Annotated in this window: 28 protein-coding genes and 1 pseudogene; 25 read left to right on the top strand and 4 right to left on the bottom strand. The window is 66.6% G+C overall.

Annotated elements, in window-relative coordinates; all coding sequences use genetic code 11:
* The first annotated feature begins 95 nt into the window (after positions 1-95).
* The 4 genes from SROT_RS14560 (at position 96) to SROT_RS14545 (ending at position 3120) form a co-directional block, all read left to right on the top strand.
* Positions 96-371, top strand: a complete 276-nt coding sequence (locus tag SROT_RS14560) for a hypothetical protein (protein ID WP_013139783.1) — start codon at positions 96-98, stop codon at positions 369-371.
* Positions 368-664: a hypothetical protein gene (locus SROT_RS14555; protein WP_041407390.1), complete on the top strand. Its 297-nt coding sequence runs from the start codon at positions 368-370 to the stop codon at positions 662-664. Before SROT_RS14560 ends, SROT_RS14555 begins: the two co-directional genes overlap by 4 nt.
* Positions 661-2388, top strand: a complete 1728-nt coding sequence (locus SROT_RS15845) for an alpha/beta hydrolase (protein WP_013139782.1) — start codon at positions 661-663, stop codon at positions 2386-2388. Before SROT_RS14555 ends, SROT_RS15845 begins: the two co-directional genes overlap by 4 nt.
* Positions 2389-2505: 117 nt before the next feature.
* The gene (locus SROT_RS14545) at positions 2506-3120 is read left to right on the top strand and encodes a hypothetical protein (protein ID WP_013139781.1); all 615 of its coding nucleotides are present in this window, start codon (positions 2506-2508) and stop codon (positions 3118-3120) included.
* 271 nt (positions 3121-3391) lie between these two features.
* Here SROT_RS14545 and SROT_RS14540 read toward each other — a convergent pair whose 3' ends face one another.
* Entirely contained in the window at positions 3392-3529 is a 138-nt protein-coding gene (locus tag SROT_RS14540; protein WP_187288045.1) for a hypothetical protein, read from the bottom strand.
* A gap of 348 nt (positions 3530-3877) precedes the next feature.
* Here SROT_RS14540 and rplN point away from each other — a divergent pair, with 348 nt between their 5' ends.
* The 21 genes and pseudogenes from rplN (at position 3878) to SROT_RS16230 (ending at position 20096) form a co-directional block, all read left to right on the top strand.
* Positions 3878-4246, top strand: a complete 369-nt coding sequence (gene rplN / locus SROT_RS14535; protein WP_013139780.1) for a 50S ribosomal protein L14 — start codon at positions 3878-3880, stop codon at positions 4244-4246.
* A 15-nt stretch (positions 4247-4261) separates the two neighbouring features.
* Positions 4262-4576 (top strand): 50S ribosomal protein L24, encoded by a 315-nt coding sequence (rplX, locus tag SROT_RS14530; RefSeq protein ID WP_041408119.1) that lies wholly within the window; start codon positions 4262-4264, stop codon positions 4574-4576.
* A 2-nt stretch (positions 4577-4578) separates the two neighbouring features.
* Positions 4579-5151, top strand: a complete 573-nt coding sequence (rplE, locus tag SROT_RS14525; RefSeq protein ID WP_013139778.1) for a 50S ribosomal protein L5 — start codon at positions 4579-4581, stop codon at positions 5149-5151.
* 157 nt (positions 5152-5308) lie between these two features.
* Entirely contained in the window at positions 5309-5707 is a 399-nt protein-coding gene (gene rpsH / locus SROT_RS14520; RefSeq protein WP_013139776.1) for a 30S ribosomal protein S8, read from the top strand.
* 12 nt (positions 5708-5719) lie between these two features.
* Positions 5720-6262, top strand: a complete 543-nt coding sequence (rplF, locus tag SROT_RS14515) for a 50S ribosomal protein L6 (RefSeq protein WP_013139775.1) — start codon at positions 5720-5722, stop codon at positions 6260-6262.
* A complete protein-coding gene (gene rplR / locus SROT_RS14510; protein WP_013139774.1) occupies positions 6262-6729 on the top strand; it encodes a 50S ribosomal protein L18 in 468 nt (155 codons plus the stop codon). Before rplF ends, rplR begins: the two co-directional genes overlap by 1 nt.
* Before the next feature lie 34 nt (positions 6730-6763).
* On the top strand, positions 6764-7414 hold the full coding sequence (gene rpsE, locus SROT_RS14505; protein ID WP_041407388.1) for a 30S ribosomal protein S5: 651 nt from the start codon (positions 6764-6766) through the stop codon (positions 7412-7414).
* Positions 7411-7593: pseudogene (rpmD, locus tag SROT_RS17220) on the top strand (50S ribosomal protein L30); the annotation flags it as partial. The gene rpsE and the pseudogene rpmD, both read left to right, overlap by 4 nt.
* A gap of 89 nt (positions 7594-7682) precedes the next feature.
* Positions 7683-8141, top strand: coding sequence for a 50S ribosomal protein L15 (gene rplO / locus SROT_RS14495; RefSeq protein WP_013139771.1), 459 nt, complete (start codon positions 7683-7685; stop codon positions 8139-8141).
* 115 nt (positions 8142-8256) lie between these two features.
* Complete coding sequence (gene secY, locus SROT_RS14490; RefSeq protein WP_013139770.1) at positions 8257-9570, top strand: preprotein translocase subunit SecY; 1314 nt, start codon at positions 8257-8259, stop codon at positions 9568-9570.
* Positions 9567-10115, top strand: a complete 549-nt coding sequence (locus tag SROT_RS14485; RefSeq protein WP_013139769.1) for an adenylate kinase — start codon at positions 9567-9569, stop codon at positions 10113-10115. The genes secY and SROT_RS14485 overlap by 4 nt, the downstream gene beginning before the upstream one ends.
* Complete coding sequence (gene map, locus SROT_RS14480) at positions 10115-10933, top strand: type I methionyl aminopeptidase (RefSeq protein WP_041407386.1); 819 nt, start codon at positions 10115-10117, stop codon at positions 10931-10933. Before SROT_RS14485 ends, map begins: the two co-directional genes overlap by 1 nt.
* A 91-nt stretch (positions 10934-11024) precedes the next feature.
* Entirely contained in the window at positions 11025-11795 is a 771-nt protein-coding gene (locus SROT_RS14475; protein ID WP_013139767.1) for a sensor domain-containing protein, read from the top strand.
* A gap of 1 nt (position 11796) precedes the next feature.
* Positions 11797-12561 (top strand): sensor domain-containing protein, encoded by a 765-nt coding sequence (locus SROT_RS14470; RefSeq protein ID WP_013139766.1) that lies wholly within the window; start codon positions 11797-11799, stop codon positions 12559-12561.
* A 36-nt stretch (positions 12562-12597) separates the two neighbouring features.
* Complete coding sequence (gene prpD / locus SROT_RS14465; RefSeq protein WP_041407383.1) at positions 12598-14100, top strand: 2-methylcitrate dehydratase PrpD; 1503 nt, start codon at positions 12598-12600, stop codon at positions 14098-14100.
* Positions 14100-15248, top strand: a complete 1149-nt coding sequence (locus SROT_RS14460; RefSeq protein ID WP_013139764.1) for a bifunctional 2-methylcitrate synthase/citrate synthase — start codon at positions 14100-14102, stop codon at positions 15246-15248. Before prpD ends, SROT_RS14460 begins: the two co-directional genes overlap by 1 nt.
* Positions 15249-15341: 93 nt before the next feature.
* On the top strand, positions 15342-15617 hold the full coding sequence (locus SROT_RS14455; RefSeq protein ID WP_013139763.1) for a hypothetical protein: 276 nt from the start codon (positions 15342-15344) through the stop codon (positions 15615-15617).
* Between the two features lie 9 nt (positions 15618-15626).
* Complete coding sequence (locus SROT_RS14450) at positions 15627-16187, top strand: hypothetical protein (protein ID WP_013139762.1); 561 nt, start codon at positions 15627-15629, stop codon at positions 16185-16187.
* A 109-nt stretch (positions 16188-16296) separates the two neighbouring features.
* The gene (locus SROT_RS14445) at positions 16297-17643 is read left to right on the top strand and encodes a glycerophosphodiester phosphodiesterase family protein (protein ID WP_013139761.1); all 1347 of its coding nucleotides are present in this window, start codon (positions 16297-16299) and stop codon (positions 17641-17643) included.
* A gap of 75 nt (positions 17644-17718) precedes the next feature.
* Positions 17719-19146 carry a sugar porter family MFS transporter gene (locus SROT_RS14440; protein WP_013139760.1) on the top strand — a complete coding sequence of 476 codons (1428 nt, stop codon included), beginning with the start codon at positions 17719-17721 and terminating at the stop codon, positions 19144-19146.
* Positions 19143-20096: a carbohydrate kinase family protein gene (locus tag SROT_RS16230; protein ID WP_013139759.1), complete on the top strand. Its 954-nt coding sequence runs from the start codon at positions 19143-19145 to the stop codon at positions 20094-20096. The genes SROT_RS14440 and SROT_RS16230 overlap by 4 nt, the downstream gene beginning before the upstream one ends.
* Here the strand turns inward: SROT_RS16230 and SROT_RS14435 are convergent.
* The 3 genes from SROT_RS14435 to SROT_RS14425 form a co-directional block, all read right to left on the bottom strand.
* Positions 19987-21495 carry a mannitol dehydrogenase family protein gene (locus tag SROT_RS14435; RefSeq protein ID WP_049773378.1) on the bottom strand — a complete coding sequence of 503 codons (1509 nt, stop codon included), beginning with the start codon at positions 21493-21495 and terminating at the stop codon, positions 19987-19989. The two genes, SROT_RS16230 and SROT_RS14435, sit on opposite strands and share 110 nt — an antisense overlap.
* A 202-nt stretch (positions 21496-21697) precedes the next feature.
* Complete coding sequence (metE, locus tag SROT_RS14430) at positions 21698-23965, bottom strand: 5-methyltetrahydropteroyltriglutamate--homocysteine S-methyltransferase (protein WP_013139757.1); 2268 nt, start codon at positions 23963-23965, stop codon at positions 21698-21700.
* Between the two features lie 186 nt (positions 23966-24151).
* Positions 24152-25363, bottom strand: coding sequence for a pyridoxal phosphate-dependent aminotransferase (locus SROT_RS14425; RefSeq protein WP_013139756.1), 1212 nt, complete (start codon positions 25361-25363; stop codon positions 24152-24154).
* Positions 25364-25412: the final 49 nt, after the last annotated feature.

Here is a 25412-nt window from a genome sequence, read left to right as displayed (position 1 = left end):
ATTCGTGACAGAAGCCGAGCGGGCATGTATGATCGAGCCCACAACAGCGCCGAATCGCCATGTGGCGGTGTCGAGCATGGAGAGGAGACGGGCGTATGGCGGTGCATCGCGGGCAGTGGCGCGGGTATCAGGATGTCGGGCCTGCTGTGAAGCGTTTCGAGTACATGGACCGCATGGACGTGGAGGAGGCCGACCAGTTCGCGGCGGCGCGGCAACGCGCGGAGGCGTACCAGCAGAGCCTGCCTCCGATTGAGCCTGACCGTGTGGTGGAGATGGACGGGAGGCAGGTCAAGGTGTACGAGAACGAGAAGGCGCGGGAGATGGCGCGGCGGGACTTGGAGGCGAAGGCGATCCGGGGAGGTCGGCGGTGAGGCTGGATGTGGACAAGGCCCGTCAGGCGGGCCGGGAGGTGTTGCGAGCGGGCTCCGAGCTGGCTTCTAACCCCGTGGCGGCTGCGTTGCGGGCGGCTGCGGACGGCCTGGAAGGGCTCGGTTCTGCGGGGGACAGCCTGCGCGAGGCCGCGGACGTCTACGGGGCGTATGCGCGGCGTTTCGCGGACGAGCACGAATGGCTCGGTGACGCGGTGATCTCTGCGGCGAACCAGGTGGAGGCGACCGACGAGAGCGCGAAAGCGGACATCGAGAAGCTGGGCATCCCCGGATGAGCGGCAAGCTCACACGATCCTTGCTGGGCAAGCTCAACCCTGGCGTGTTCGGGGCGGTGGCGCAGGCGATGCGCGAACAGGCCCAGAAGATCGAGCCCGAGCAGTCGCGATTCTCGCATCGGTTGCGCTTCCCCGGAGGCGGCGGCGAGTGGACCGGCTCGGCCTCCGACGCTTTGCAGTCGCGGGCGGACTGGTTCAGGAAGACGTACGCCGAGGACCACACGCGGCTGCTCGACGCGGCGAGGGACTGCGACCAGGCGAAGGACTACCTTTTCGAGGGCAAGCGCGCCGCGCAGTCGCAGATCGAGAAGACCGAGGCGGAGCACCGGGGCTACGGGGTGGACGGCAAGTACTGGGACTGCGGGCAGCCCTTCACAGTCGCGGACGACTTCACCGTCCAGGTCAAACCCGGAGCGCTGCCCTCCGGCGCTCCCGTTGGCCTCTACAACCTGCTGCTGATCGAGGCGGGCACCGAGGAGGAGGGCGTGAAAAGGGCGGTCGCCCAGCTCGAAGATCTCGGCAACACATGGGGCGCGAAAGTCCAGCAGGCCATCGACGTATCCCACATGGCGCTCGACTCGCACGGGCAGCCGTTCCCGGCGAGCCCCCACGCGCACGACATGGCCAAGGGCATCGCGGACGGCACGATCCCGCTGCCCAAAGACCCGAAAGCCATGGAAGAGCTGTGGGACAGGCTCCTCCCGGAGGAGAAGGACAAGATTTTCGGGCGCTACCCGCACGTCTGCGACATGGACGGCATCCCTGCCGCAGACAAGGACCACTACAACCGCGTCACTCTCGACAACGAGGTCGCCGACAAGCAGCACGCGTTGCAGCGGGTCCAAGACGAGCACAAGGATTGGAGCGCGGAGCGGGCACCGGACAGGCTCACCGTCGGGGAGATGCGCGCCTGGGAGGCGTGGAGCGCGCGGGTGAAGGCGGCGCAGCAGAGCTTGCAGCAGGACGTGGACTTCCGCAACACACTCGCGCCGAGGCGCGACGGCGCGGGGAACGTGATGCCCGGAGGCGAGCGGTACCTGTTGATGCACGACGGTAAGGGGCACGCGAGCGTGGCCACCGGCAACCCGGACACCGCGAAGAACACCACCGTCTACGTGCCGGGGACCCAGGCGCACCTGAACGACTTCGGCGGCGGCATGGGCCGCTGCGAGGACATGCAGGACTCCGCAGTGTTCGCCGGATCGCCTCGGGAGAAGACGTCGGTGATCAACTGGTACGGGTACGACGCGCCGGACTGGGTGGCCGAGAACAACCCCTCGTCCAGCGAGGCGGCGCAGGCCGCGGCTCCGGCGTTGGACAGCTTCCTGGACGGGCTGCGGGCCACGCACGAGGGCGACCCCTCGCACACCACCGTGGTCGCCCACTCCTACGGCACAGACGTGGTGGGGCAAGCCGCCACCCACGGGAACACCCTGAATGCGGACGAGGTGATCTACGCGGGCTCGCCTGGCTCGGATGTGGCCCATGTGACCGACATGAGCCTGACCGGGGTGAGCCGCGAGCAGGTGGCAGCGCATATTTTCGCGGCCGCGGACATCTCCGACCCGGTGCCCAGAACTGCTGGAGTTCCCGTCATCCATGGGCCGTTCGGGGTGCCGATCCCGGTTCCTCCGGGGGGGATTCCTCGGCCCGTTCGGGGCGCCTGCGCACGGACCCGCGCCCACGGACCCCGCCTTCGGCCTCCCGCGAAGCCAGATCATTGACGTGGACCCGCACCCTGGGGGCCACGCCCACAGCGAGTATTGGGACAGGACCCCTGGCAAGGACTCCGCTTGGAAAGAAATGGGCAAGATCATCGCCCAAGGGAGGAAGTGAGCGCGATGAGAACGCGACACGCTCTGTTGGCGCTGCTGCTGGTCCTGCCGGTGGGCGGTTGCGCGTGGGCGAACAAGCAGATTGGGTATGTGATGAGCGGAGAAGCGATGTCGGACAAGAAGCCCCTCCCCGGCTTGACGGAGGCCAAGGCGAAAGAGCACATCGCCAGCATCATCAAGGACTCGCTGCAAGACATGCCAGAAGGCTTCTACTACGCGTATTACGGGCCGGGCGGCAAGCCCGGCGACGCGGGATTCAGCGGGGGGGCGAGTGTGCCGGTGTTCGGGGACGACGCGCCGAACCAGCTCTACTCCTTCTCGGTGAGCTACTGGGCGCAATACCCCCCTGGCTCGCCCCCCGTCGAGGAACTGTACGACAAAGCCGCCGCGTACTGGTCGGCGCACGCCCAACACCTGGATGCGAGAAAAGTTTTCCCACGAGACGACTCCTTCATCACGCAAGACGGCTACGGCGTGGGGTTGGCTATCAACGACAACCATGAGTTCGCCATTCATTGCACGAGCCCCTATTACGGTCGCGACGGGCTGGGCGCAGGCTATCCCGTGGCCGACATCATCACCCGCAACGGCGACACCCTTGCTGGCAAACCCCCGAAATAGGGGCTTTGCATTCTGCCTCCTGCCCGTGTCGCCTTTGAGCTTGGGAAAGGCTCTCAGGTCGTCGCAGGGCCGCGAACGTGGCCTTGGTGGTGTCCTTGGCACCCCCTTGGTGTGTGGATGGTGCGGCCCCTTGGGCGAGTAGCAATCTCATTTCGGGTTCGCCCCGAAGGACGGCCCGTCGAGACCGGCTGCCGCCGTGTCCGTGTCTGGTGCTGGTCCGGTGCAGGAAGACGAATGTGCCGCCCGTCTTTGCTCGGACGGGCGTGAGCGTCTAGCGGCGACGTTTCGGGTTCGGCGGGAACATGAGTTCGGAGGGGCTGATGTCGAGCCAGGCCGCGACGGTCTTCACCTCGTCTATGCGCCAGGGCCGCTTTCCCGCGAGCAGGTCGTCTGCTGTTCGGACGCTCACGTTGAGCGCGTATGCGAGGTGGCGCCGATAGTGTTGGCGATCAGCACGTCGGGGCCATGCCTTTCGCCACCGAAAAGCCGGGGCACACAGTGTCGGGTGTCCACGGCAGCGTTTGGGCGGCGTCCGCCTATCCCGCGCGGGGCCGCTCTCCCTGGGAGGCCCGGACGGCGCGCGATTTGCGCCCGCAGCACGTATCCGGTAGCCTTGCCTAGCTGTCTTGAACAGACCTCGGCCGGTTCCACGGCCCTGCGTGTTCATGACGACAGAAGCCATATGTTTCGCACCGATCGTCTCGACGGGGTGGGGCGTGGGCTGCACTCGATGGAAAACAGTCCAGGAGAGAAGTACGTGATTCAACAAGAGAGCCGGCTGCGCGTCGCAGACAACACCGGTGCCAAGCAGATCTTGTGCATCCGGGTGCTCGGCGGCTCCGGCCGCCGGTACGCCGGGATCGGCGACACCATTGTCGCCACCGTCAAGGACGCGATTCCCGGCGGCAATGTCAAGAGCGGCGATGTGGTCAAGGCCGTCATCGTCCGCACGGTCAAGGAGCGTCGCCGCGCTGACGGCTCCTACATCAAATTCGACGAGAACGCCGCCGTCATCGTGAAGAACGACGGCGAGCCGCGCGGCACCCGCATCTTCGGCCCGGTCGGGCGCGAGCTGCGCGAGAAGCGCTTCATGAAGATCGTCTCGCTCGCCCCGGAGGTGCTGTAGTCCATGGCTGCGAAGCTGAAAGTGCAGAAAGGCGACACCGTTCTGGTGATCGCGGGCAAAGACGCCGGCGCGAAGGGCAAGGTCCTCCAGGCCTACCCCGCAGAGCAGCGCGTCCTTGTCGAAGGCGTGAACCGGGTCAAGAAGCACACCGCTGTCTCGCGCACCGAGCGCGGCGCTTCCTCCGGCGGCATTGTGACCCAGGAGGCGCCGATCCATATTTCCAACGTGCTGGTCGTCGGTTCCGACGGGAAGCCGACCAAGGTCGGCGTGCGCGTCGACGAGGACGGCAAGAAGGTCCGCGTCTCGCGCAAGACCGGAAAGGACATCTGACCATGACGGACACTGTGCAAGAGAAGATCCAGCCTCGGCTCAAGCTGCGCTACCGCGAGGAAATCCGCGACGCGCTCCTCAAGGAGTTCGGCTACGACAACGTCATGCGCATCCCGGGCGTCACCAAAGTCGTGGTGAACATGGGCGTCGGCGACGCAGCCCGTGACGGCAAGCTCATCAACGGCGCTGTTCGGGACCTGTCCCTCATCACCGGCCAGAAGCCGGAGATCCGCCGGGCCACGAAGTCCATCGCGCAGTTCAAGCTGCGCGAGGGCATGCCCATCGGCGCTCGGGTGACCCTCCGGGGCGACCGCATGTGGGAGTTCCTCGACCGGCTCATCTCCATCGCCCTCCCGCGTATCCGCGACTTCCGCGGTCTTTCGGACCGGCAGTTCGACGGCCGGGGCAACTACACGTTCGGCCTGAACGAGCAGTCGATGTTCCACGAGATCGACATCGACTCGATCGACCGCCCGCGCGGTATGGACATCACCATCGTGACCACCGCGAACAACAACGACGAAGGCCGCGCTCTTCTGCGCGAGCTCGGCATGCCCTTCAAGGCGAACAGCTGAGGCCGCCGATGAGACAAATCGACCGCAGGACGCTCTTTCGAGGGGCCAAGGCTCCGAGCTACGTGGGCGCCAGGAAACAACTTATGACCAGAAACAACATCGCCAAAGGCCCCTCCGCCGAGGGGAACCGCGGTGAGAAAGGCAAAGAGGTCAGCGCATGACCATGACTGATCCGATCGCGGACTTCCTGACGCGGTTGCGCAACGGGCAGACGGCGTACCACGACCAGGTGGCCGCGCCGCACTCGAAGATCAAGGAGAACATCGCCGAGATCCTCGTCAAAGAGGGCTACATCTCGGGGTACCGGGTCGAAGAGAAGTCCCCTGGCAAGAGTCTTGTCGTGGATCTCAAGTACACCCCCTCCCGTGAGCGCGGCATTGAGGGCATCAAGCGTGTGTCGAAGCCAGGTCTTCGCGTCTACGCCAAGTCCAACCAGCTGCCGAGGGTCCTTGGCGGCCTCGGCATCGCGATCATTTCCACCTCCGCAGGCTTGCTCACGGACAAGCAGGCGGCCAAGCAAGGAGTGGGCGGGGAAGTCCTCGCCTACGTCTGGTAGGAGGAAGCGCAGATGTCTCGTATTGGTAGAGCGCCGATTCAGGTCCCGCCCGGTGTGGACGTGACCATCGACGGCCAAAACGTCAAGGTCAAAGGCCCGAAGGGCGAGCTTGGGCTCACCCTGGTCGAGCCGATCAAAGTCGAGCGCGGCGACGACGGGGTCCTCTCCGTCACCCGCCCGGACGACGAGCGGCGCAACCGCTCCCTGCACGGCCTGTCCCGCACGCTGGTGAACAACCTCGTCGTCGGGGTCACCGAGGGCTACACGAAGCAGTTGGAGATCGTCGGCGTCGGTTACCGCGTCCAGCAGAAGGGCAAGGACCTCGAGTTCGCCCTCGGGTTCAGCCACTCGGTGCCTGTGCAGGCCCCGGAGGGCGTCACCTTCGCGGTGGAGAGCCCGACGAAGTTCTCGGTGTCCGGCATCGACAAGCAGAAGGTCGGCGAGGTCGCGGCCAACATCCGCAAGCTCAAGAAGCCAGAGCCGTACAAAGGCAAGGGTATTCGCTACGCGGGCGAGGTTGTCCGCCGCAAGGCCGGTAAGGCAGGGAAGAAGTAATGGCTAAGGCACAGAAGACCGCATCGAAGGCCGGCGGCAAAAAAGGCGCTCCGATCCGGTCCAAGAAGAAGAAGGTCGCCGTCGAGGTTGTTGGCGTCATCGGTGTCGGCAGGCCGACCGAGCGTCGCCGCTTGCGCGCTTCGCGCCACGACCGTATCCGCAAGCGCATCGAAGGCTCTCCGTCGCAGCCCCGCCTCGCGGTGCACCGTTCTGCCCGCCACATCCACGTCCAGCTCATCGATGACAAAGCGGGCGTGACCCTTGCGGCAGCCTCCTCCGTCGAGGCGGACGTGCAGGCGGTGGACGGCGACAAGAAGGCGAAGGCGGCCAAGGTCGGCGAGCTCATCGCGCAGCGGGCGAAGGCCGCTGGCGTGGACGCCGTGGTCTTCGACCGTGGCGGCCACGTCTACCATGGCCGAGTTGCCGCTTTGGCGGACGCCGCCCGCGCCGGAGGCTTGGAATTCTGATGACGCAGACGTTCAACATAGGAAAGGTTTCGTGATGGCAGGAAGGCCACGCAGTGGGAGCCCCACCTCGGGCGGGCAGCCCGGCGATTCGGGCTCGAACGAGCGTCGGGACCGTCGGGAACGGCGGGACTCCGAGGTTCCCCAGGAAAAAGAGAAGAAAGACCATATCGAGCGCCTCGTCGCGGTGAACCGCGTCGCCAAGGTGGTCAAGGGCGGTCGTCGGTTCAGCTTCACGGCCCTCGTGATCGTCGGCGACGGCAAGGGCCACGTCGGCGCGGGCTACGGCAAGGCGAAAGAGGTTCCGGCCGCCATCGCGAAAGGCGTCGAGGAGGCGCGGAAGAACTTCTTCCGCGTGCCCCTCATCGGCGCGACCATCCCGCACCCCACCCAGGGTGAGGCCGCTGCGGGCGTCGTGATGCTCCGTCCGGCCAGCCCTGGTACCGGTGTCATCGCCGGTGGCGCCGCTCGCGCGGTGCTGGAGTGCGCTGGCGTGCACGACGTGCTCGCCAAGTCCATGGGCACGGACAACGCGATCAACGTGGTGCATGCCACGATCGCCGCGCTCAAGAGCCTGAAGCGTCCGGAAGAGGTCGCGGCCCGTCGCGGCCTTCCGTTGGAGGACGTCGCCCCCGCTGGCCTGCTCAGGGCCCGCGAGCGAGCATTGCAGGAGGCCGCGCACTCATGAGCGAGCTGAAAGTCACTCAGATCAAGAGCACGATCGGGGTCAAGCCCAAGACGCGCGAGGCGTTGCGCACGCTCGGCCTCAAGCGCATCCGCCACAGCGTGGTGCGCCCTGACGACGCCCAGAACCGCGGCCTGCTGCAGGTTGTGCGCCACCTTGTGGTGGTGGAGCCTGCCGATGGCGCGGAGCCCGCTGGCTCTGGAAGCAAAGCCAAGCCCGCGAGCAAAGCAAAGCCCGCGAGCGATGCGAGCAAAACATCCAAGGAGAAGAAATGAGCGAGCAGGAGTCGAGCGTTATCAAGCTGCACGACCTGCGCCCGGCCCCCGGAGCCAAGAAGGCGAAGACCCGTGTGGGCCGCGGTGAAGGCTCGAAGGGCAAGACCGCTGGACGTGGCACTAAGGGAACCAAGGCTCGGTACCAGGTTCCGCAGTGGCTCGAAGGCGGCGGCGTCCCGCTGCACATGCGCATGCCGAAGCTCAAGGGCTTCAAGAACCCGTTCCGGGTGGAGTACCAGATCGTCAATGTCGGCGACATCGCGGAGCTCTTCCCCAAGGGCGGGCAGATCGGCCCCGAGGAATTCGTGGCCGCTGGCGCGGTGCGCAAGGGCCAGCTGGTCAAGGTGCTCGGCGACGGCGAGCTTTCGGTCGCCGTCCAGGTGACTGCCGACAAGTTCTCCGGTTCGGCGAAGGAGAAGATCCTCGCTGCCGGCGGCACTGTCACCGAGCGCTAATCTAGGACAGGCTGGGTTCTAGGATAGGATCGGGGCAATACCCCCGTCCGGCCATGGCAAAGCATTGTCGTGGCCTGATCCAGAAGACCAGTAAGACCACGACACAGGAGTATTGTTGTTTTCCGCCTTCGTTTCGGCACTCCGAACGCCTGATTTGAGGCGGAAGATTTTTGTCTCCATCGGCATAGTCGTGCTGTACCGGCTCGGCGCGACCCTCCCGTCGCCCGGCGTGAACTACAAGAACGTCCACGAATGCCTCGACCAGGTGTCCAAGGGCGACAGCCAAGGCGTCTACTCCCTCATCAACCTGTTCTCCGGCGGCGCCCTGCTGCAGTTGTCGGTGTTCGCCATCGGCGTGGTCCCCTACATCACGGCGAGCATCATCGTCCAGCTGCTCACCGTGGTCATCCCCCGGTTCGAGCAGTTGCGCAAAGAGGGGCAGACCGGCCAGACCAAGATGACCCAGTACACGAGGTACTTGGCCATCGCCCTCGCCTTGCTGCAGTCGTCCGCTATCGTCGCGTTGGCGAGCCGCCACCAGTTGCTGCGCAGCTGCACCCGCGACATTCTCGACGGGCACGAGATCTTCCAGCTCATCGTGATCGTGCTCGTGATGACCGCGGGGGCGACGCTGGTGATGTGGTTCGGCGAGATCATCTCCGAGCGCGGCATCGGCAACGGCATGTCGTTGCTGATCTTCGCGGGCATCGCGGCCCGCATTCCCGCCGAAGGAAAACAGATCCTCCAGACCCGAGGCGGGCTCGTGTTCGCCCTCGTCTGCGTGGCCGCCGTGATCATCATGGCGAGCGTCATCTTCATCGAGCAAGGCCAACGCCGCATCCCGGTCCAGTACGCCAAACGCATGGTGGGCCGCAAAATGTACGGCGGATCGTCCACATACCTGCCGCTCAAGGTCAACCAGGCTGGTGTCATCCCGGTCATCTTCGCGTCCTCGCTGCTCTACATCCCGAACTTGATCATCGAGTTGCTCTCGAGCCGTGGGACGAGCGGATGGCAGCGGTGGATCCAGAACAACTTGGTGAACCCGTCCAGCTATGTGCACATCGCGGTCTACTTCTTCCTGATCCTCTTCTTCACCTTCTTCTATGTGGCGATCACCTTCAACCCCCAGGAGCGGGCCGAGGAGATGAAGAAATACGGCGGGTTCATCCCTGGCATCCGCCCAGGCGCCCCCACCGCCGAGTACTTGAACTTCGTTTTGACCCGCATCACTCTTCCCGGGTCCATCTATCTCGGCGTCATCGCCATCTTGCCGAACCTGTTCATGCAGATCGGCAATAGCGGCGGGGCCCCCAACCTCCCGTTCGGCGGGACGGCCGTGCTGATCCTCGTGAATGTTGGTCTCGACACGGTGAAACAAATCGAGAGCCAGCTCATGCAACGAAACTACGAAGGATTCTTGAAATGACGCGAGTGATCATGTTCGGCTACCCGGGAGCCGGCAAGGGAACCCAGTCCGCGCTCTTGTCGAAGGCCCTCGGCGTGCCGCACGTTTCCACCGGCGACCTGTTCCGCGCGAACATCGGCGAGAACACCCCGCTCGGCCAAGAGGCGAAGAAATACCTCGACGCCGGCAACCTCGTGCCCAGTTCGGTGACGAACGCCATGGTCAAAGACCGGCTGGCGCAGCCGGACGCGAAGGACGGCTTCGTGCTCGACGGCTACCCGCGCACGCTCGACCAGGCCGAGGCCCTCACGGCCATCCTCGCGGAGCTCGGCCAGCAGCTCGACACAGTGCTTTCCTTTGAGATTCCGGAAGAGGTCGTGGTCGAACGGATGCGCGCGCGGGGCCGTCAGGACGACACGGACGAGATCATCAAAGCCCGTCTTGAGATCCACCGCAAAGAGACCGAGCCGCTTCTGCAGTACTACGAGTCGTTGGTCGTCGCCATCAACGCGGTCGGGACCGTGGACGAGGTGCAGGCGCGGGCTTTGAAGGCGCTCGGGCGCTAGTGCTTCGCAAGAAGGCTCGCAAAGACCGCCTCGTCCCTGTTCGCAGTGTTGACGAGGTCGAGCTTATGGCGGCTGCGGGCGCGGTTGTCGCCCGCGCGCTGGTCGCGGTGCGGGCCGCCGCGGCTCCGGGCGTGAGCACGGCGAAACTCGACAAGGTCGCCGAAGACGTGATCCGGGGGAACAACGCAATCCCGTCTTTCCTCGGCTACCACGACTTCCCGGCCTCAACGTGCATCTCGGTGAACGACGCCGTGGTCCACGGCATTCCGTCCAAGACGTTCATCCTCGCCGAGGGCGATCTCGTCTCCGTCGACTGCGGCGCGATCCTCGCCGGGTGGCACGGCGATTCGGCGATCACCTTCGGGATCGGCGAGATCAGCCAGGAGGACGAGGATCTTTCGGCCGCGACGTGCGAGGCGTTGTGGGCGGGGATCGGCGCGATGCGCCCGGGGAACCGGCTCACGGACGTCTCGCACGCGATCGAGCGGTCTGTGGCCGAGTCCAGAACCAAATACGGCCGCCAATTCTCGATTGTCGCCAACTTCGGCGGCCACGGGATCGGGGACCAGATGCATCTGGACCCGTTCCTGCCGAACGAGGGCAAACCCGGCAAAGGCCCGTTGCTCGCCGTGGGCTCGACGTTGGCCATCGAGCCGATGGTCGCGCTCGGCGGGCGCAAAACGTTGACGTTGCCGGACGGGTGGACCGCGGTCACCAAAGACGGGGCTCGCGCGGCGCACTGGGAGCACACCGTCGCGGTGGGGCAGGACGGGCCGAGGGTGCTCACGCTGCGTCCTGACGAGAAGCCTCTGCTCTAGGGCGAAGAGCGCGGCAGCGCCCAGCCCGCCGCGTGGGGCGCAGTAAGCTCGGGGAGAGAGCCGGAAACGACATCATGAGGAGCTGTGCCGGATGCTGAGGACGCTATGCCGGGTGGCGGCGAGAACACCAGGACGGCGCTTCGGGCCATGCCTGGCAGTCCTGTCGCTCGCCCTCGTGTTCGCGGGCTGCGACGCGGGGCGACGGGTGCTGCCGCCGTTGCCGCAGCCGACTGCCGAGCCGATCGAGGGGCCGCCGTTGGTTTCTTCTTCGCCCGCGCAGGCCGCTGTGTTGCCCGCGACGGCGGTCGGGCGCGTCCCGCTGAGTCTGGACGAAGTCAACAGGCTCGCGGGGAAAGGACTGTACAAGAGCGGCGACGCGCCGCTGTCCGCTCCTGCGGACGCGAAGGGGACAGCGCAGCCGCAGGAATGCCTGCCGGTGCTGTCCGCCTTGCGGACCAAGGCGGTCTCTGGAACAGCGTTCAGCGCGTTCCAGTTCGTCGTCTTCCCCGCCGCTGACGCGTCGGGCGGCGTGTTCGAGCAAGCCGCCGCCGTGTACCCGGACGTCGCCCCGGCGAAAACTGTGTTCCAAAAAGTGGCTGACGCGCTCGGGTCCTGCGACGGGAAGAGCGTGGACGAGCGGCAGGACGAAGCCAGCCAGCCGATCACCTACGACATCCGGTCGGAGGAGTCCGAGGACGGCGCGTTGCGCTGGACCGAGCAACAGCAGGGCCAAGCGGGCGGCGCGTGCGTGTTCGAGGTGCGCAGGATCAAGAACCTCGTGTTCGAAGTGGTCGAGTGCGGGGACGAGGCGGGGGACTTGGCGGCGAAAGCGGCGGCCATGCTGGCTTCGAGAGCGGTCTGACGTGCGTCGCGTCGCGTTGACTGTGCTGGCCCTGCTGTTCGCGGGTTGCGCGCACGAGGAGGCTGGCCAGCGCGCACCGGTCCAGCCGGAAGGTGTGCCTTCGGCGCTGAGCACGATGACCGCCACGTTGCCGACCTCCTCGGCCCCTGCCGCGATCTCGGCGGATCAGATCGTGCTCAGTCTTGACGAGCTCAATGCTCTGACCGGTTTCGCGAAATACCGCGGCGGCGCAGACCTGAAGGACACGCGTTCGCCGTTGCCCGCCGAAGGCGAAGTCGATCCGAAGCAATGCCAGCCCGCCTTGCGCGGATTGCAGAGCGAACTGGTCGCAGGCGACGGGTTCGCTTCATTCCGCGCCGTGGAATCGGTGACTGTCGGCGATCCCGCGCTGCCGCAGGAGCAGCGCCGCAAAGACGACTTCGTGCAGGTGGCCGCCGTGTATCCGGGCGAGGGGGCGGCCAGCGAGGTCTTCGCGGCGCTCGCGGACGGCGTCGGGTCCTGCGGGAACCGCACGGCGGTCGACATCGCGCCGGGCGGCGCGGGGAAAACCGCGTACGACGTCACAGTCGCAGAACGATCTGCCGGCACAGTCCGATGGAGCCAGCATCAGGCGGAGTGGGGGGAGGCCCAGAAGTGCGTGCTCGAGGCCCGTTTGGTGAAAAACGTTGTCCTACAAGACATTGAGTGCGGGGTCTCGTCGCCCGAAGCCGCCGTTGGGGAACTCTTGTCGAGCGCGTTGTCCAAAGCGTCTGGCAGGATCCCATAACACGTTTACCTCGCCCAAGCTGTAGTATCGCAAAACGTGGAGAAAATCACTGTGCGCCCGCGCCGTTCGGCAGACGAGTTCCCGCTTGAACAGCACCTCGCTTGGAAAGTAGCCCAAGTCGCCGCCGATCCGGTCCCGGTGGACGCCGAAGTCGCCGAGATGATCATCAACCGGATCATCGACAACGCCTCTGTGAGCGCCGCCTCTTTTTCTCGTCGCCCGGTGTCGAGCGCACGCGCACAAGCCATCGCCCACCCGTATCAGCCAGGTTCCGGCGTCTTTGGCGTCCAGGGCCGGTTCAGCCCGGAATGGGCGGCTTGGGCGAACGGCGTCGCGGTTCGCGAACTCGACTTCCATGACACCTTCCTCGCCGCCGAGTACTCGCACCCCGGCGACAACATCCCGCCGATCGTCGCCGTGGCCCAGCACGCCGGGCGCTCCGGCGCGGCGTTGATCCGGGGCGTCGCGACCGGGTACGAGATCCAAATCGACCTCGTGAAAGCGATCTGCTTGCACAAGCACAAGATCGACCATGTGGCGCACCTCGGCCCGTCCGCGGCCGCGGGCATCGGAACCCTCCTCGGGCTCGACCCGAACGTCATCTATCAGGCTGTGGGCCAGGCCTTGCACACCACGACGGCCACCCGGCAGTCCCGCAAAGGCCAAATCTCCAGCTGGAAGGCCTACGCGCCCGCCCTCGCGGGCAAGGTCGCCGTGGAGGCCGTGGACCGGGCGATGCGCGGCGAAGGCGCCCCCGCGCCGATCTGGGAGGGCGAGGACGGCGTGATCGCGTGGCTCCTCGACGGGCCGGAAGCCGAATACCACGTCCCGCTGCCGGGCCCAGGCGAGCCGAAGCGGGCGATCTTGGACAGCTACACCAAGGCGCACTCCGCCGAGTACCAGAGCCAGGCGGTCATCGACCTCGCGTTCAAGCTGCGCTCGCAGATCGCGGACACGGGCGACATCGAGTCCGTCGTCTTGCACACCAGCCATCACACGCATTACGTCATCGGCACCGGCTCGAACGACCCGCAGAAGTTCGACCCTGCCGCGAGCCGGGAGACCCTCGACCACTCGGTGATGTATATCTTCGCGGTGGCGTTGCAAGACGGCTCCTGGCACCACGAGCGCTCCTACGCGCCGGAACGCGCCGCCCGCCCGGACACGGTGGCGCTCTGGAACAAGATCTCCACCGCGGAAGACCCGGAATGGACCCGCCGCTACCACGCCACCGACCCGAACGAGCTCGCGTTCGGCGCCCGCGCCGAGATCCGCCTCAAGGACGGCTCGAAGCTGGTGGACGAACTCGCCGTCGCGGACGCGCACACTCTCGGCGCGAAGCCTTTCGCCCGCGCCGACTACATCGAGAAGTTCCGCACCCTCGCGGAGGGCGTGATCGACGAGTCGGAGCAGAACCGCTTCCTCTCGGTCGTGCAGCGCCTGCCCGAGCTGTCGGCGGGCGAGCTGGGCGATCTGAACCTTATCGTGACCGAGGAGGCAGTCCGGCGAGCGCCGCAGGTGCCGAAAGGAGTGTTCTGATGGTGAGCGAGGCAGACGTGAAGCCCGAGATCCGCAAAGGCCTCATCGGCGTTGTCGCCGACGTGTCGGCGGTGTCGAAAGTGGTCCAAGAGACCAACACGTTGACGTATCGGGGGTATGGGGCCGACGATCTCGTCCAGAACTGCTCCTTCGAGGAGGTCGTGTTCTTGCTGTGGCACGGCGAACTGCCCAAGCCCAAGGAGCTTGAGCAGTTCCAGCTGGCCGAACGTGCTTTTCGCACGGTGGACCCCAGCCTTTTGCAGACCATCGCCAAACTGCCGACCAAAAGCCACCCGATGGATGTGGTGCGCACGGCGGTGAGCTTTTTCGGCGCGACCAATCTGTCCACGAACGACCCGTTCGTCCCTTCGGAGCACGTCAACCTCGCCCGCGCGTTGCAGCTGTTCGCGGTGACGCCGTCCCTGGTCGCGGCCGATCTGCGCCGCCGCCACGGTCGTTTGCCGTTGCCGCCGAACCCGGATTTGGGGTATAGCGAGAACTTCTTGTGGATGTGCTTCGGCCGCAAACCGAGCCCGGAGCATGTCCGGGCGTTCGAGACCACGATGATCCTCTACGCCGAGCACAGCTTCAACGCCTCCACGTTCACCGCCAGGGTCATCGCCTCGACCCTCTCGGACATCTACAGCGCGATCGCCGGAGCTATCGGCGCGTTGAAGGGGCCCCTGCACGGCGGTGCGAACGAAGCGGTCATGCACCACATGAACGAGATCGGCGACCCGGCCAAGGCGCGGGACTGGGTGAACGCCCGGTTCGCGAACAAAGAGAAGATCATGGGCTTCGGCCACCGGGTCTACAAAGACGGCGATTCCCGAGTGCCGTGCGCTTTCGCCGCCTTCAAAGCGATCGCCACGAGTGACGAGGGCAAACGCTACCTCGCCATCTACGAGGAGATGGAAGCGGCGGTCGCCGAGTCCAAAGGCATCAAGCCGAACCTGGACTTCCCTTCCGGTCCGCTGTACGCGCTGCTCGGCTTTGACGTGGAGTTTTTCACACCGCTCTTCGTGATGAGCCGGATCGCTGGCTGGACCGCGCATGTTATCGAGCAATATGCGGCGAACTCCCTGGTGCGACCGCTTTCCTCGTACACTGGCGTCCCGCAGCGGCCCGTGGTCAAACCAAAAGACTGACACGGCAGAGCCCTTTCTGCCGGATGTGTGTCAGAGAGGGCGGGTACAGTGCTTCCTGCATCTGCAGCCGTACCGCGACGAAGGAGCTAAGACATGCCGAAAATCGCACTTGCCGCCCTGTTCGCCGGTGCCGCGTTGGTTTCGGGGCCTGCCCTCGCCCTCGCCGACCCGGACACTGGCGGCGACGACGGCGGGGCGTACCCCTGCCCCAACAACCAGTTCTGGTACCCGCAATACAACCAGTGCGTGACGATGTGCCCGCCAGGATCTGACCACCTCAACGGCCCCGAAGCCTGCGACAAGATTCCGACCGCCTACCGGCAGTCCGAGCGTCCTGGTCTGGGCCGCCAGGCTCCCGCGGCCCTGTAGGAGCCCGATATGCGACGCCCCTTGCTGGTCCTGTCGGCGCTGGCTTTCGTCCTCGTTGGATGCGGCCAAGGCCGCGAAGCCCATCCGGCGACCCCGACGCGGCTCACCCCGGTCGCGACCAGCTCGGCTTCCCCGAAGGCCGCCGGACAGGCTTCGCCGAAGGCCACCGCCTCCACGAGCGCCAGCGCCACAGTGGCCACCTTTGTCGGCCACTGGAGAGGGCATGGCCGCTCCCTCGTCGTCGGCGCGGACGGCACCGGCAAAGTTGTGGCGCGGACCTATCAGAAATGCGGCGATCCTGGGGTGAGCGGGCCCTGTGACACGTTGGACGGCGACGAGATCAAACCGGGCGCTGTCACCCAGATCAAAATCACTGCGGTGCGCGAGGCCGTGGACGTCGTCATCGCGGACTTCACCGTCCAGGAGACCACGCTCGACGTGCCGCGGGGCAGCACCGGCACGCTCACCTTGAACCCGGTGCGCGACGCCCTGCAAATCGCGATCAACGGCACGCAGGGCGACGGTTACTACTGCGGGCCGAAAGCCGACCCAGGCTACTGCGGCGCCTGAGGGGTCGCGAGGTCGGCCGAAGCCCGTTCAGGACCCGGCGAGCGGACACGCGGGCGTCCGCCGCGGTGGTGTTTGCCTGGCGTTCATCCCTCGGGGCCACTATTCCCGCATGAGCACGCAGCAGATCGCGGCCTGGCCGCTCGCCCTCCTCGTGTCGGTCGCCGCGATGTCCGCCTGCGGCGGGCCTGCCGCAGGGCAGCCGAAACCTTTCGCGACGCTCGACGGTTCCAAACCTCTCGTCATCGCCCACCGAGGTCTGCCTGGGCTGCGCCCGGAAGAGACGCGGCCCGCGTACGAGCTGGCGGCGGATCTCGGCGCGGACGCGCTCGAAGAGGATCTGCACCTCACCAAGGACTGCGTCCTTATCGCTCGGCACAACCCCTGGATGTCGGACAACACCGATGTCGTGGAAGTCGCCAAGACGAATCCGGAAGTCGCCGCGCGCAAGCGGACCACCCCTGGCGTCGCGCGCCCTGCTCCTGCGGCGCAGGGGAGTCCGAAAACCTACCTCGTGGACCAGAGCGACCCGGACGATCCCAAATCGGTGCTGAAATCCCTCGTCGTCGACGGCGAGGACCATGTCGGAGGCTGGTCGGTCAGCGATTTCACGGCGGCCGAGCTGCAGCGATGGTTCCACGGCTCCACGTACGACGCCAAAGACGAGCGGCCGAGCGAGCACAACGGGAAATACCCGATCCTCACGTTCCAGCAGATCATCGACATCGCCAAGGCGAAAAGCGCCGCCACCGGCAGACAGATCGCGATCTACCCCGAGACGAAAAACCCGACCTGGAACAACGAGCAAGCGATCGCCAACGGCTGCGGCGCGACCGGCAGCCGCCCGCTGGAGGACGCGTACCTGAACATTTTGGAAAAGAACGGGCTCAACAACAGGGACGCGCCGGTGTTCGCGCAGAGCTTCGAGCCGTCGAGTCTGAAATACTTGCGCGAGCACGGCCTGAAAACCAAGGCTGTGCAGCTCGTGGGCGGGCACGACGTGGACTTTCGCACAGGCGAGGTGGTCTACGACGACATCACCAACAGCCGCCCCTACGACTGGACCCTGGCGGGGGACGCGCGCTGGTTCTCCGCGCTGCTCACACCGGAGGGGCTCGCCGAAGTCAGAACGTACGCCGATGGGATCGGGCCGTGGAAGCCGCAGCTTGTGCCGCTCACAATCCGCCCCTACCCGGCAGATCCGGCGTTCCGGCCCTCCACTGCCCAGGCAGCGGCGGGCCAGCCGGACTCTGTGGTCGCCGACGCGCACAAAGCGGGGCTCTTCGTGCATGTCTACACTTTCCGCGACGAGCGCAGGTACCTCGCCAGCAATTATCAGGGCGACCCGAAGGCTGAGTACGCGCAATTCTTCCGGCTCGGGGTGGACGGGGTGTTCACCGACTTCACGAACACGGCGGTGTCCGCGCGCCAGGCGTATCTGAAAGAGCTCGGCCGCTAGGGCGCGTCTCGGCCCGCCGCCCCCGCATGTTACAGTGTTATGTATCACAGAGCTAAAGAGGATTGGGCCTAGCGCATGACATTGTCCGAAGCCGATTCGAGCACGCCCATCGCCCAGGAGGGCTCGGCGCAGTTCACGCCGGTTCTGTTCGTCGCGGCCCTCGTGTCGCTGATCTCGTCACTCCTGTACGGCTACGACACGGGTGTCATTTCGGGCGCTCTGCTCCACATCCGCGAGCAATTCCGCACCGGAGCCGTCATGACGGAAGTGATCGCGGCTTCGATCCTGGTCGGCGCGATCATCGGGGCGCTGTGCTGCAGCAGGCTCAGCGAGCTCAAGGGGCGGCGCAAGACGGTGATGGCGCTCTCGGTGGTGTTCGCCGTCGGGTCCGTCGCGTCCGCGCTCGCCCCTGGGCCGTGGTCGCTGTCGGCGGCCAGGGTCGTGCTCGGCTTCGCGGTCGGCGGAGCGACCCAGACGGTGCCGATGTACATCGCAGAGCTCGCCCCGTCGCGCCACCGCGGCAGATTGGTGCTGATGTTCCAGGTCGGCATCGGGATCGGCATCGTCGTTTCGACCGTCATCGGCGCGAGCGAACGGGTGGGCTGGCGGTCGGCGATCGGATACGCGGCGTGCCCCGCCGCGCTCATGCTGCTCTTGGTGCTCAAGCTGCCGGAGAGCCCGAGGTGGCTGATCGCGCAGATGGCTCCTGATGACGTGGCACGCGAGGTCCTTCGCCGCCTACGGGGCCCGAACGCCGATATCGAGCCGGAATTGGCCAGCATTGTCGCTGTGCGGGACGCTGAGTCCCAGGCGGCGGCGCACGAAAGCGGATGGCGCGGGCTTCGGCAGCCGTGGGTGCGGCCCGCGTTGCTGGTCGGTTGCGGGATCGCAATGTCCACCCAGCTCAGCGGGATCGAGATGATCGTGTATTACACGCCGACGATCTTGACCGACACCGGGTTCCCGGCCTCGACCGCGCTGGACGTCAGCGTCGGGTTGGGTTTGACGTATCTCATCATGATGGTTGTCGGGCTCATGGTCGTGGATGTCGTCGGGCGCAGGCGGTTGGCCCTGTTCATGATCCCAGGAGCCGCGATCAGCCTTTTCGTTTTGGGCGCGCTCTTCGTCACCGGGCACAGCGGCCGCGACGACATGCCGTTCATCGTCGCCTGCCTCATCGTCTTCATGCTGTTCAACTCCGGCGGGCTCCAGCTCATGGGTTGGCTGACCGGCGCGGAGATCTACCCGCTCTCCGTGCGCGCGGCGGGGACCAGCGTGCAAGCGGCGGTCCTGTGGGGCACCAATGTGGGGGTCACCCTGACGTTGTTGTCGATCATCAACGCCGTCGGGGTCGGCCCGACCATGTGGTTGTACGGTCTCTTCAACGTGGCCGCCTGGGTTTTCGTGTTCTGGAAGATGCCCGAGCTGACCGGGCACAGCTTGGAGGACATCGAGCGGCATTTGCGCGCTCGCCGGTTCAGTCCGGGAGATTTCGCGCAATGAGCGTCCTCGTGTGCGGCGAGGCGTTGATCGACCTCGTTCCTGCTGAGAACGGTTTGCTTGCGCCGCTTCCGGGCGGAGGCCCGTTCAACGTCGCGGTCGCCCTCGGCAGGCTGGGCAGCGAGGTGCTCTTTCTGTCCCGCCTCTCGACGGACCCGTACGGGGAGCTGCTCATCTCCAGATTGCGGGACGCGGGGGTGGGCCTTTCCGTCGCGCAGCGCGGCCCGGAGCCGACAACGCTGGCGTTGACCGCGCTCGACGACGCGGGAGCCGCGCGGTACATCTTCTACGCGGACGGCACGGCGGACAGGCTCGTGAGCGCCCCCGGCCCACTGCCCGACACAGTGGCGGCAGTCTCGTTCGGCACCTTGTCCCTGGTCTACGAGCCGGGAGCGTCGGTCTACGAACGGTTGCTCGCGCGGGCACGCGCGGCGGGCAGGCTCACGATGCTCGACCCGAACATCCGCCCGTGCGCCATCGCCGACCCGGACGGCTATCGGGCGCGGTTCCAATCCTGGCTGGGATCGGTGGATGTTTTGAAGGTGTCCGAGGACGACGCGGAGTGGCTGGGCGGGACGCCCGACAGCTGGCTCGCAGCAGGGGTCGGGGCTGTCCTGCTCACCCAGGGGGGCTCTGGCCTCTCGGTGTTCACCGCTGAGACGAGCGTCCACGTCAAAGCCCCCCAGGTCGAGGTCGCCGACACGATCGGAGCGGGGGACACCGCACATGCCGCCCTGTTGCACTGGCTCGACCGCGCGGACGCGCTCTCCCCGCGGGCGGTGCGGGCGCTCCAGGAGGAGGATTGGCGCCGCGCGCTCGACCTGGTGGCGCGGGCGTCGGCCATCACGGTGTCGCGGCCTGGAGCCGATCCGCCGTGGGGACGAGAGCTCGCAGTGCCGCCCGAGCCCCGTCGCGGTGCAGCCGCTCCAGCGTTCGCAGATAGGGCCTGGTGAACCGGGGCTCGTCGACGAGGTCGCCGAACACGTCCCGGAAGGCGAGGAAGGCAAGGGGATCCTCCCGCCACGCCTTGGCTCGGTCCCCGAGCTCGCTCGCCAACCGGTCCGCCACGTCGATGGGCGCTCCCGCCTCGTCCGTCCCCTCGGCGTAGCGCGCCCAGCTGGCGACGAGCGCGGCGGCGAGGTCCGCCGGACGGCCAGCGCGCAGATTGTCCCGCGCGGCGGGCAGCACGAACTTCGGGATGCGGTCTGAAGCTTCTGCGGCCAGGCGCGCCACCGTGTCCGCTATGTGCGGATTCGCGAAGCGCTCCATGAGATCGCGCTTGTATTGGCCGAGGTCGACTCCCGGAACTGGGAGCAAGGTGGGGGTCGCCTCCTCCAGGTAGCGGCGCACGAAGCCGGCGCACAGCGGATCGCGGGCCGCCTCATGCACGAGGCGGTGCCCGGCGAGGGAGGCGAAGTAGCACAGGGCTTGGTGTCCGGCGTTGAGCAGGCGCAGCTTCATCAGCTCGTACGGAGCCACGTCCTGGACCAGTTGCACAGTGGCCTCCCCGAAGGGGAGGATCGCTTCCAGCGGGGGCCGTCCCGCCGCGAAATCGTCTTCGACCACCCATTGGGCGAAGGGTTCGGCGACGACCGGCCACAGGTCGCTGACGTGGAAGTCGCGCTCGATCTGCCGGATGGCCTCGGGCGTCGTCGCCGGCGTGATCCGATCCACCATGGAACTCGGGAAGGTGGTGTTCTCGCGGATCCATTGCGCCAAGGACGGGTCGTGCAGCTGCGCGTACGCGGTGAAGGCGCGCCGCGCGGTGTCGCCGTTGCCAGCGATGTTGTCGCAGGAAAGGATCGCCGGGGAGCCGAGCCCGCGTTGCCGGCGCCGTTCGAAGGCCGAGGCCACCAGGCCGAACACCGTCCTCGGCGGTCCGGTCCCCGCCAGATCGCGCTGGATGTCCGGGTTGTCGGCGTTGAACTCGCCATCGGAGTCCCGAATGTTGTACGAGCCCTCGGTGATCGTGAGCGAAATGATCCGGATGGCCGGGTCGGCCAGCAGCTCGATCACCCCTTCGGGGTCCTCGGGCGCGTACCGGTAGTCGACCATCGAGCCGATCACTCGCGCCTGTCGTGCGCCGTCCGTATGCGCGGTCACCAGGGTGTAGAGGTAGTCCTGCTCGGCGAGCGCCCGCCGTATGCGCAGATCCCCGGGCAGGACGCCGACGCCGCAGATCGCCCAATCGTGCGCGAGGCCGAGTTCGAACAATCGGTCCAGGTACATCGCCTGGTGCGCCCGGTGGAAGCCCCCGACCCCGAAATGGGCGATGCCCGCGGTGAGCTTGCTCCTGTCGTACGAGGGGGTGGGCACCGTCAAGTGGGACAGAGTTTCTTGGCTGAGCTTCATGTGCGGTTTCTTGGCTAGCTTCATGTGCGGGCCCGGCTTGTGCTGAGCGCTGCAACAGCGCCGCAGTCCATCCTAGGGCAGGACCGTCCTGAGGGCGGATGTCGTCCACGGCCTCACGCGCGGTCCGCGACCTCTGGAGCCGGACCTGAAGCGTCAGCGAGTCCCGGCCGCATCTGCGGCCGGGACTCGCTGACGCTTCGCGTCAGAGTGTGGCGCGCACCTGCTTGGTGGCCTCCACCAGGTTGACCAGCGACGCCTTCGTCTCGCTCTCGCCTCGGGTCTTCAGGCCGCAGTCCGGGTTGACCCACAAACGGTCGACCGGCACGGCGGCGAGGGCCTCTTTGAGCGAGACGACGATCTCGTCGACCGAGGGCACGCGCGGCGAGTGGATGTCGTAGACGCCCGGGCCGACGCCGTTTTTGAAACCGGCGGCGTTCAGGTCGTCCAGCACCTCCATGTGCGAGCGGGCGGCCTCGATGGAGGTGACGTCCGCGTCGAGGTCGGCGATCGCGCCGATGACCTCGCCGAACTCCGAGTAGCACAGGTGGGTGTGGATCTGGGTCGAGTCCTCGACGCCGGAGGTCGAGAACTTGAACGAGCCCACGGCCCAATCCAGGTACGCGTCTTGTTCGGCTTTCTTGAGCGGCAGAGTCTCGCGCAGCGCGGGCTCGTCCACCTGGATGACCTTGATCCCGGCGTTCTGCAGGTCGACAGTCTCTTCGCGGATCGCGAGCGCCACCTGGTACGCGGTGTCGCCGAGCGGCTGGTCGTCACGGACGAAAGACCAGGCCAGGATGGTGACCGGACCCGTGAGCATGCCTTTGACCGGCTTGTCGGTGAGGGACTGCGCGTACTTGCTCCATTGCACCGTCATCGGGTTCGGGCGCTTCACATCGCCGAAGAGCACCGGCGGGCGGACGCAGCGCGATCCGTAGGACTGCACCCAGCCGTTCGACGTCGCGAAGAAGCCTTCGAGCTGCTCGGCGAAGTACTGCACCATGTCGTTGCGCTCCGGCTCGCCGTGCACCAGCACGTCGAGGCCCAGCTCCTCCTGGAGCTTGATGACAGCGGCGACCTCGTCGCGCATGTGCTGCTCGTACTGCTCGGCAGTGATCTCGCCCTTGGTGAACTTCTGGCGGGCGACGCGGATCTCCCGCGTCTGGGGGAAGGAGCCGATTGTGGTGGTCGGCAGCTTCGGGATGCCGAGCGCCGCGTTCTGCTGCGCGATGCGCTGGTCGGCGGGGCCGCGTTGGCCCGCGGTCTCGCGGAGCTTGGCGATCTCGTCGCGCAGCGCCTTGTCGTTCAGACGCGGGTCGGTGCGCCGGGCGCTCTGCGCTTTCGCGCTCGCGTCAAGCTCGTCGGCGATGGCCGAGCGGCCTTGTTTCAGGCCCTTGGCCAGGGTCGCGACCTCGGCGATCTTCTCGTCGCCGAAAGCCAGCCAGGAGCGCAGCGTGTCATCGAGGTGCGTTTCCGGCTTGAGCGAGTACGGCACGTGCAAGAGCGAGCTTGAGGAGGAGACAGCGACCTGCACGCCTTTGTTCTTGAGGCCCTCGAGCACGGTCAACGCCTTGTCGAGGTCGGTGCGCCAGATGTTGCGCCCGTCGACCACGCCGGCCACCAGCAGCTTGCCCTGGAAATGCACACCGGCGAGGTGGTCCGCCGAACCGTAGACCAGATCGACGGCGACGCCGTCGACGCCGCTGGAAAGAATTTTCTCCAGCGCGGAGCCCAAGCCGGAGAAGTAGGTCGCGAGCAAGACCGACGGCCGGTCGGCCGCGGAGGTCAGCTGTTGGTACGCGGAGACGGCGGCGTCGAGGACGGCCTGCCCTTTGTCCGTCACGAGCACCGGCTCGTCCAACTGCACCCACTCGACGCCCTTGGCTTTCAGCTGCGAAAGGAGGTCCTTGTAGAGCGGGATGAGCTCGCCGATCCGCTCCAGGAGCGGGCCTTGGCCGTTCACCGGCTTGGACAGCAGGAGGAAGGTGACCGGGCCGATCACGACCGGGCGGGCCGGGACGCCGAGCTCTTTGGCCTCTTCCAGCTCGGCGAAGATCTTGCTCGGGTCGAGGGCGAACTTCGTGGACGGGGAGATCTCCGGAACGATGTAGTGGTAGTTCGTGTCGAACCACTTGGTCATTTCGAGCGGCGCGACGTCTTGGTTGCCCCGAGCTGCGGCGAAGTAGCGGTCGAGGTCGTTCGCGACGCCCTTGACCCGCTCCGGCAGCGCGCCGAGCAGCACCGCCGCGTCGAGCATCTGGTCGTAGTACGAGAAGGTGTTCACCGGCACGGAGTCAAAGCCCGCGTTCTTCAGCTTCGTCAGGGTGTCGGCGCGCAGGCCCTTGGCGACGGCGGCCAAGTCCTCGGCGCTGGATTTCTTGGCCCAGTACGACTCGACGGCTTTCTTCAACTCGCGGTTGGGGCCGATGCGAGGGGAGCCGAGCACAGTGGCGCTGAATGGCGTTGGGGTCATGGAATTCTCCTTAAACGTTCTCCGCCTGGGCCGGGAAGCCCAGTGAGAACACAACAGCGGTCATGGACGGCGCGAAACCGGACGGCTTCGCGCGCGCGTCGTCTGGCGCTTGGGGGCTCCCGTGGCCATACGACATTGTACTGAAAAATATGCGGACTGAAAAATACGCGGCGGCGATGCGGGCGGTCAGCTTCGCAGACGGGCCAACCGGGCGAGCGCCTCGTCCAGCACCTCCGGGCGTTTGCAGAACGCGAAGCGCACGAGGCTGCCGTACAGGTCGCGCCGTTCGGACAAACCGGCGTACGGGATGGCGGCGACCCCGACCTCGTGCGCGAGGCGGCGGCAGAACTCGGCGCCGTCCGCGCAGTCCCATCCCTTCGCCGAGGTGGCGGCGAGCGGAGCCGCGTCCGCGGTGAGGAAGTACGTCCCCGTCGCCGGATACACCGTGAAGCCCGATTCGCTCAGACCCGCCGCGAGCCGGTCGCGGTTCTCCAGCAACATGGCGCGCAGTCCCTTGATCCAGCCGTCCTGGGTGCGCAGCGCGAGCGCGACGGCGGGCTGCAGCGGGGCCGCTCCGACGAATGTGACGTACTGCTTGACGGCGAGCACCGCGCTCACGAGATCGGCGGGTCCGCAGACCCACCCGGTCTTCCACCCGGTCGCGTTGAAGGTTTTGCCCGCCCCGGAGCAGCTCAGCGTGCGCTCGGCCATGCCGGGCAGCGAGGCGATGGGCAGATGCCCGCGCCCGTCGAAGATCAGATGCTCGTACACCTCGTCAGTCAGGACGATGAGGTCGTGCTGGACCGCGAGGCGGGCGATCTCGGCGAGCTCGTCGCGGCTGAGCACTGTGCCAGTGGGGTTGTGCGGGGTGTTGAGCAGGATGATCCGGGTGCGGGGGGTGATGGCGGCGGCGAGGCGCCGCGGGTCGAAGACGAACTTCCCCCCGCTCGGCTCCAATGGCACGCGGGCCAGCGCGCCGTGGGCCATGGCGACCGCGGGCGCGTAGCTGTCGTAGCAGGGCTCGAGCGCGACGACTTCTTCCCCTGGCTCAATCAGAGCGAGGATGGCGCAGGTCAGGGCTTCGGTGGCCCCGACAGTGATCAGGATTTCCGTGTCCGGGTCGTACACCGTCCCGTAGCGCGTGGCCCGGTCGTTCGCGATCGCTTGGCGCAGCGGCAGGTAGCCGCGGCCAGGAGAGTACTGGTTCACGCCGTCCGCGATGGCTTTCTGCGCGGCTTCCAGCATGGCCGGCGGCCCGTCAGTGTCCGGGAAACCTTGGCCGAGGTTGATCGACTCGGTTTTCTTGGCCAGCTCGGTCATCGAGACGAAGATGGTCGAGCTGAACGGCGCGAGGCGCTCGCTGAGGCCTCGGCGGGTGGTGGCGCTGGGTGTTGGCATCGTGATGGTCCTGGGTGAGAAGCGAAGAGTTTGCAGTCTAGCGCGCGCG

This window comes from Segniliparus rotundus DSM 44985 (genome assembly GCF_000092825.1).
GTDB lineage: Bacteria > Actinomycetota > Actinomycetes > Mycobacteriales > Mycobacteriaceae > Segniliparus > Segniliparus rotundus.
This window is presented reverse-complemented; position numbering and strand designations above follow the sequence as displayed.

What these genes read in the sequence shown, in the direction of transcription:
- SROT_RS14545 (WP_013139781.1), top strand. Translation starts at nt 2,506, where the DNA reads ATGAGAACGCGACACGCTCTGTTGGCGCTGCTGCTGGTCCTGCCGGTG.
- SROT_RS15845 (WP_013139782.1), top strand. Translation starts at nt 661, where the DNA reads ATGAGCGGCAAGCTCACACGATCCTTGCTGGGCAAGCTCAACCCTGGC.
- SROT_RS14440 (WP_013139760.1), top strand. Translation starts at nt 17,719, where the DNA reads ATGACATTGTCCGAAGCCGATTCGAGCACGCCCATCGCCCAGGAGGGC.
- SROT_RS16230 (WP_013139759.1), top strand. Translation starts at nt 19,143, where the DNA reads ATGAGCGTCCTCGTGTGCGGCGAGGCGTTGATCGACCTCGTTCCTGCT.
- SROT_RS14475 (WP_013139767.1), top strand. Translation starts at nt 11,025, where the DNA reads ATGCTGAGGACGCTATGCCGGGTGGCGGCGAGAACACCAGGACGGCGC.
- rpsH (WP_013139776.1), top strand. Translation starts at nt 5,309, where the DNA reads ATGACCATGACTGATCCGATCGCGGACTTCCTGACGCGGTTGCGCAAC.
- SROT_RS14450 (WP_013139762.1), top strand. Translation starts at nt 15,627, where the DNA reads ATGCGACGCCCCTTGCTGGTCCTGTCGGCGCTGGCTTTCGTCCTCGTT.
- SROT_RS14455 (WP_013139763.1), top strand. Translation starts at nt 15,342, where the DNA reads ATGCCGAAAATCGCACTTGCCGCCCTGTTCGCCGGTGCCGCGTTGGTT.
- SROT_RS14485 (WP_013139769.1), top strand. Translation starts at nt 9,567, where the DNA reads ATGACGCGAGTGATCATGTTCGGCTACCCGGGAGCCGGCAAGGGAACC.
- SROT_RS14445 (WP_013139761.1), top strand. Translation starts at nt 16,297, where the DNA reads ATGAGCACGCAGCAGATCGCGGCCTGGCCGCTCGCCCTCCTCGTGTCG.
- rplO (WP_013139771.1), top strand. Translation starts at nt 7,683, where the DNA reads ATGAGCGAGCAGGAGTCGAGCGTTATCAAGCTGCACGACCTGCGCCCG.
- metE (WP_013139757.1), bottom strand. Translation starts at nt 23,965, where the DNA reads ATGACCCCAACGCCATTCAGCGCCACTGTGCTCGGCTCCCCTCGCATC.
- rplE (WP_013139778.1), top strand. Translation starts at nt 4,579, where the DNA reads ATGACGGACACTGTGCAAGAGAAGATCCAGCCTCGGCTCAAGCTGCGC.
- SROT_RS14560 (WP_013139783.1), top strand. Translation starts at nt 96, where the DNA reads ATGGCGGTGCATCGCGGGCAGTGGCGCGGGTATCAGGATGTCGGGCCT.
- rpsE (WP_041407388.1), top strand. Translation starts at nt 6,764, where the DNA reads ATGGCAGGAAGGCCACGCAGTGGGAGCCCCACCTCGGGCGGGCAGCCC.
- rplF (WP_013139775.1), top strand. Translation starts at nt 5,720, where the DNA reads ATGTCTCGTATTGGTAGAGCGCCGATTCAGGTCCCGCCCGGTGTGGAC.
- SROT_RS14425 (WP_013139756.1), bottom strand. Translation starts at nt 25,363, where the DNA reads ATGCCAACACCCAGCGCCACCACCCGCCGAGGCCTCAGCGAGCGCCTC.
- SROT_RS14460 (WP_013139764.1), top strand. Translation starts at nt 14,100, where the DNA reads ATGGTGAGCGAGGCAGACGTGAAGCCCGAGATCCGCAAAGGCCTCATC.
- rplR (WP_013139774.1), top strand. Translation starts at nt 6,262, where the DNA reads ATGGCTAAGGCACAGAAGACCGCATCGAAGGCCGGCGGCAAAAAAGGC.
- SROT_RS14435 (WP_049773378.1), bottom strand. Translation starts at nt 21,495, where the DNA reads ATGAAGCTCAGCCAAGAAACTCTGTCCCACTTGACGGTGCCCACCCCC.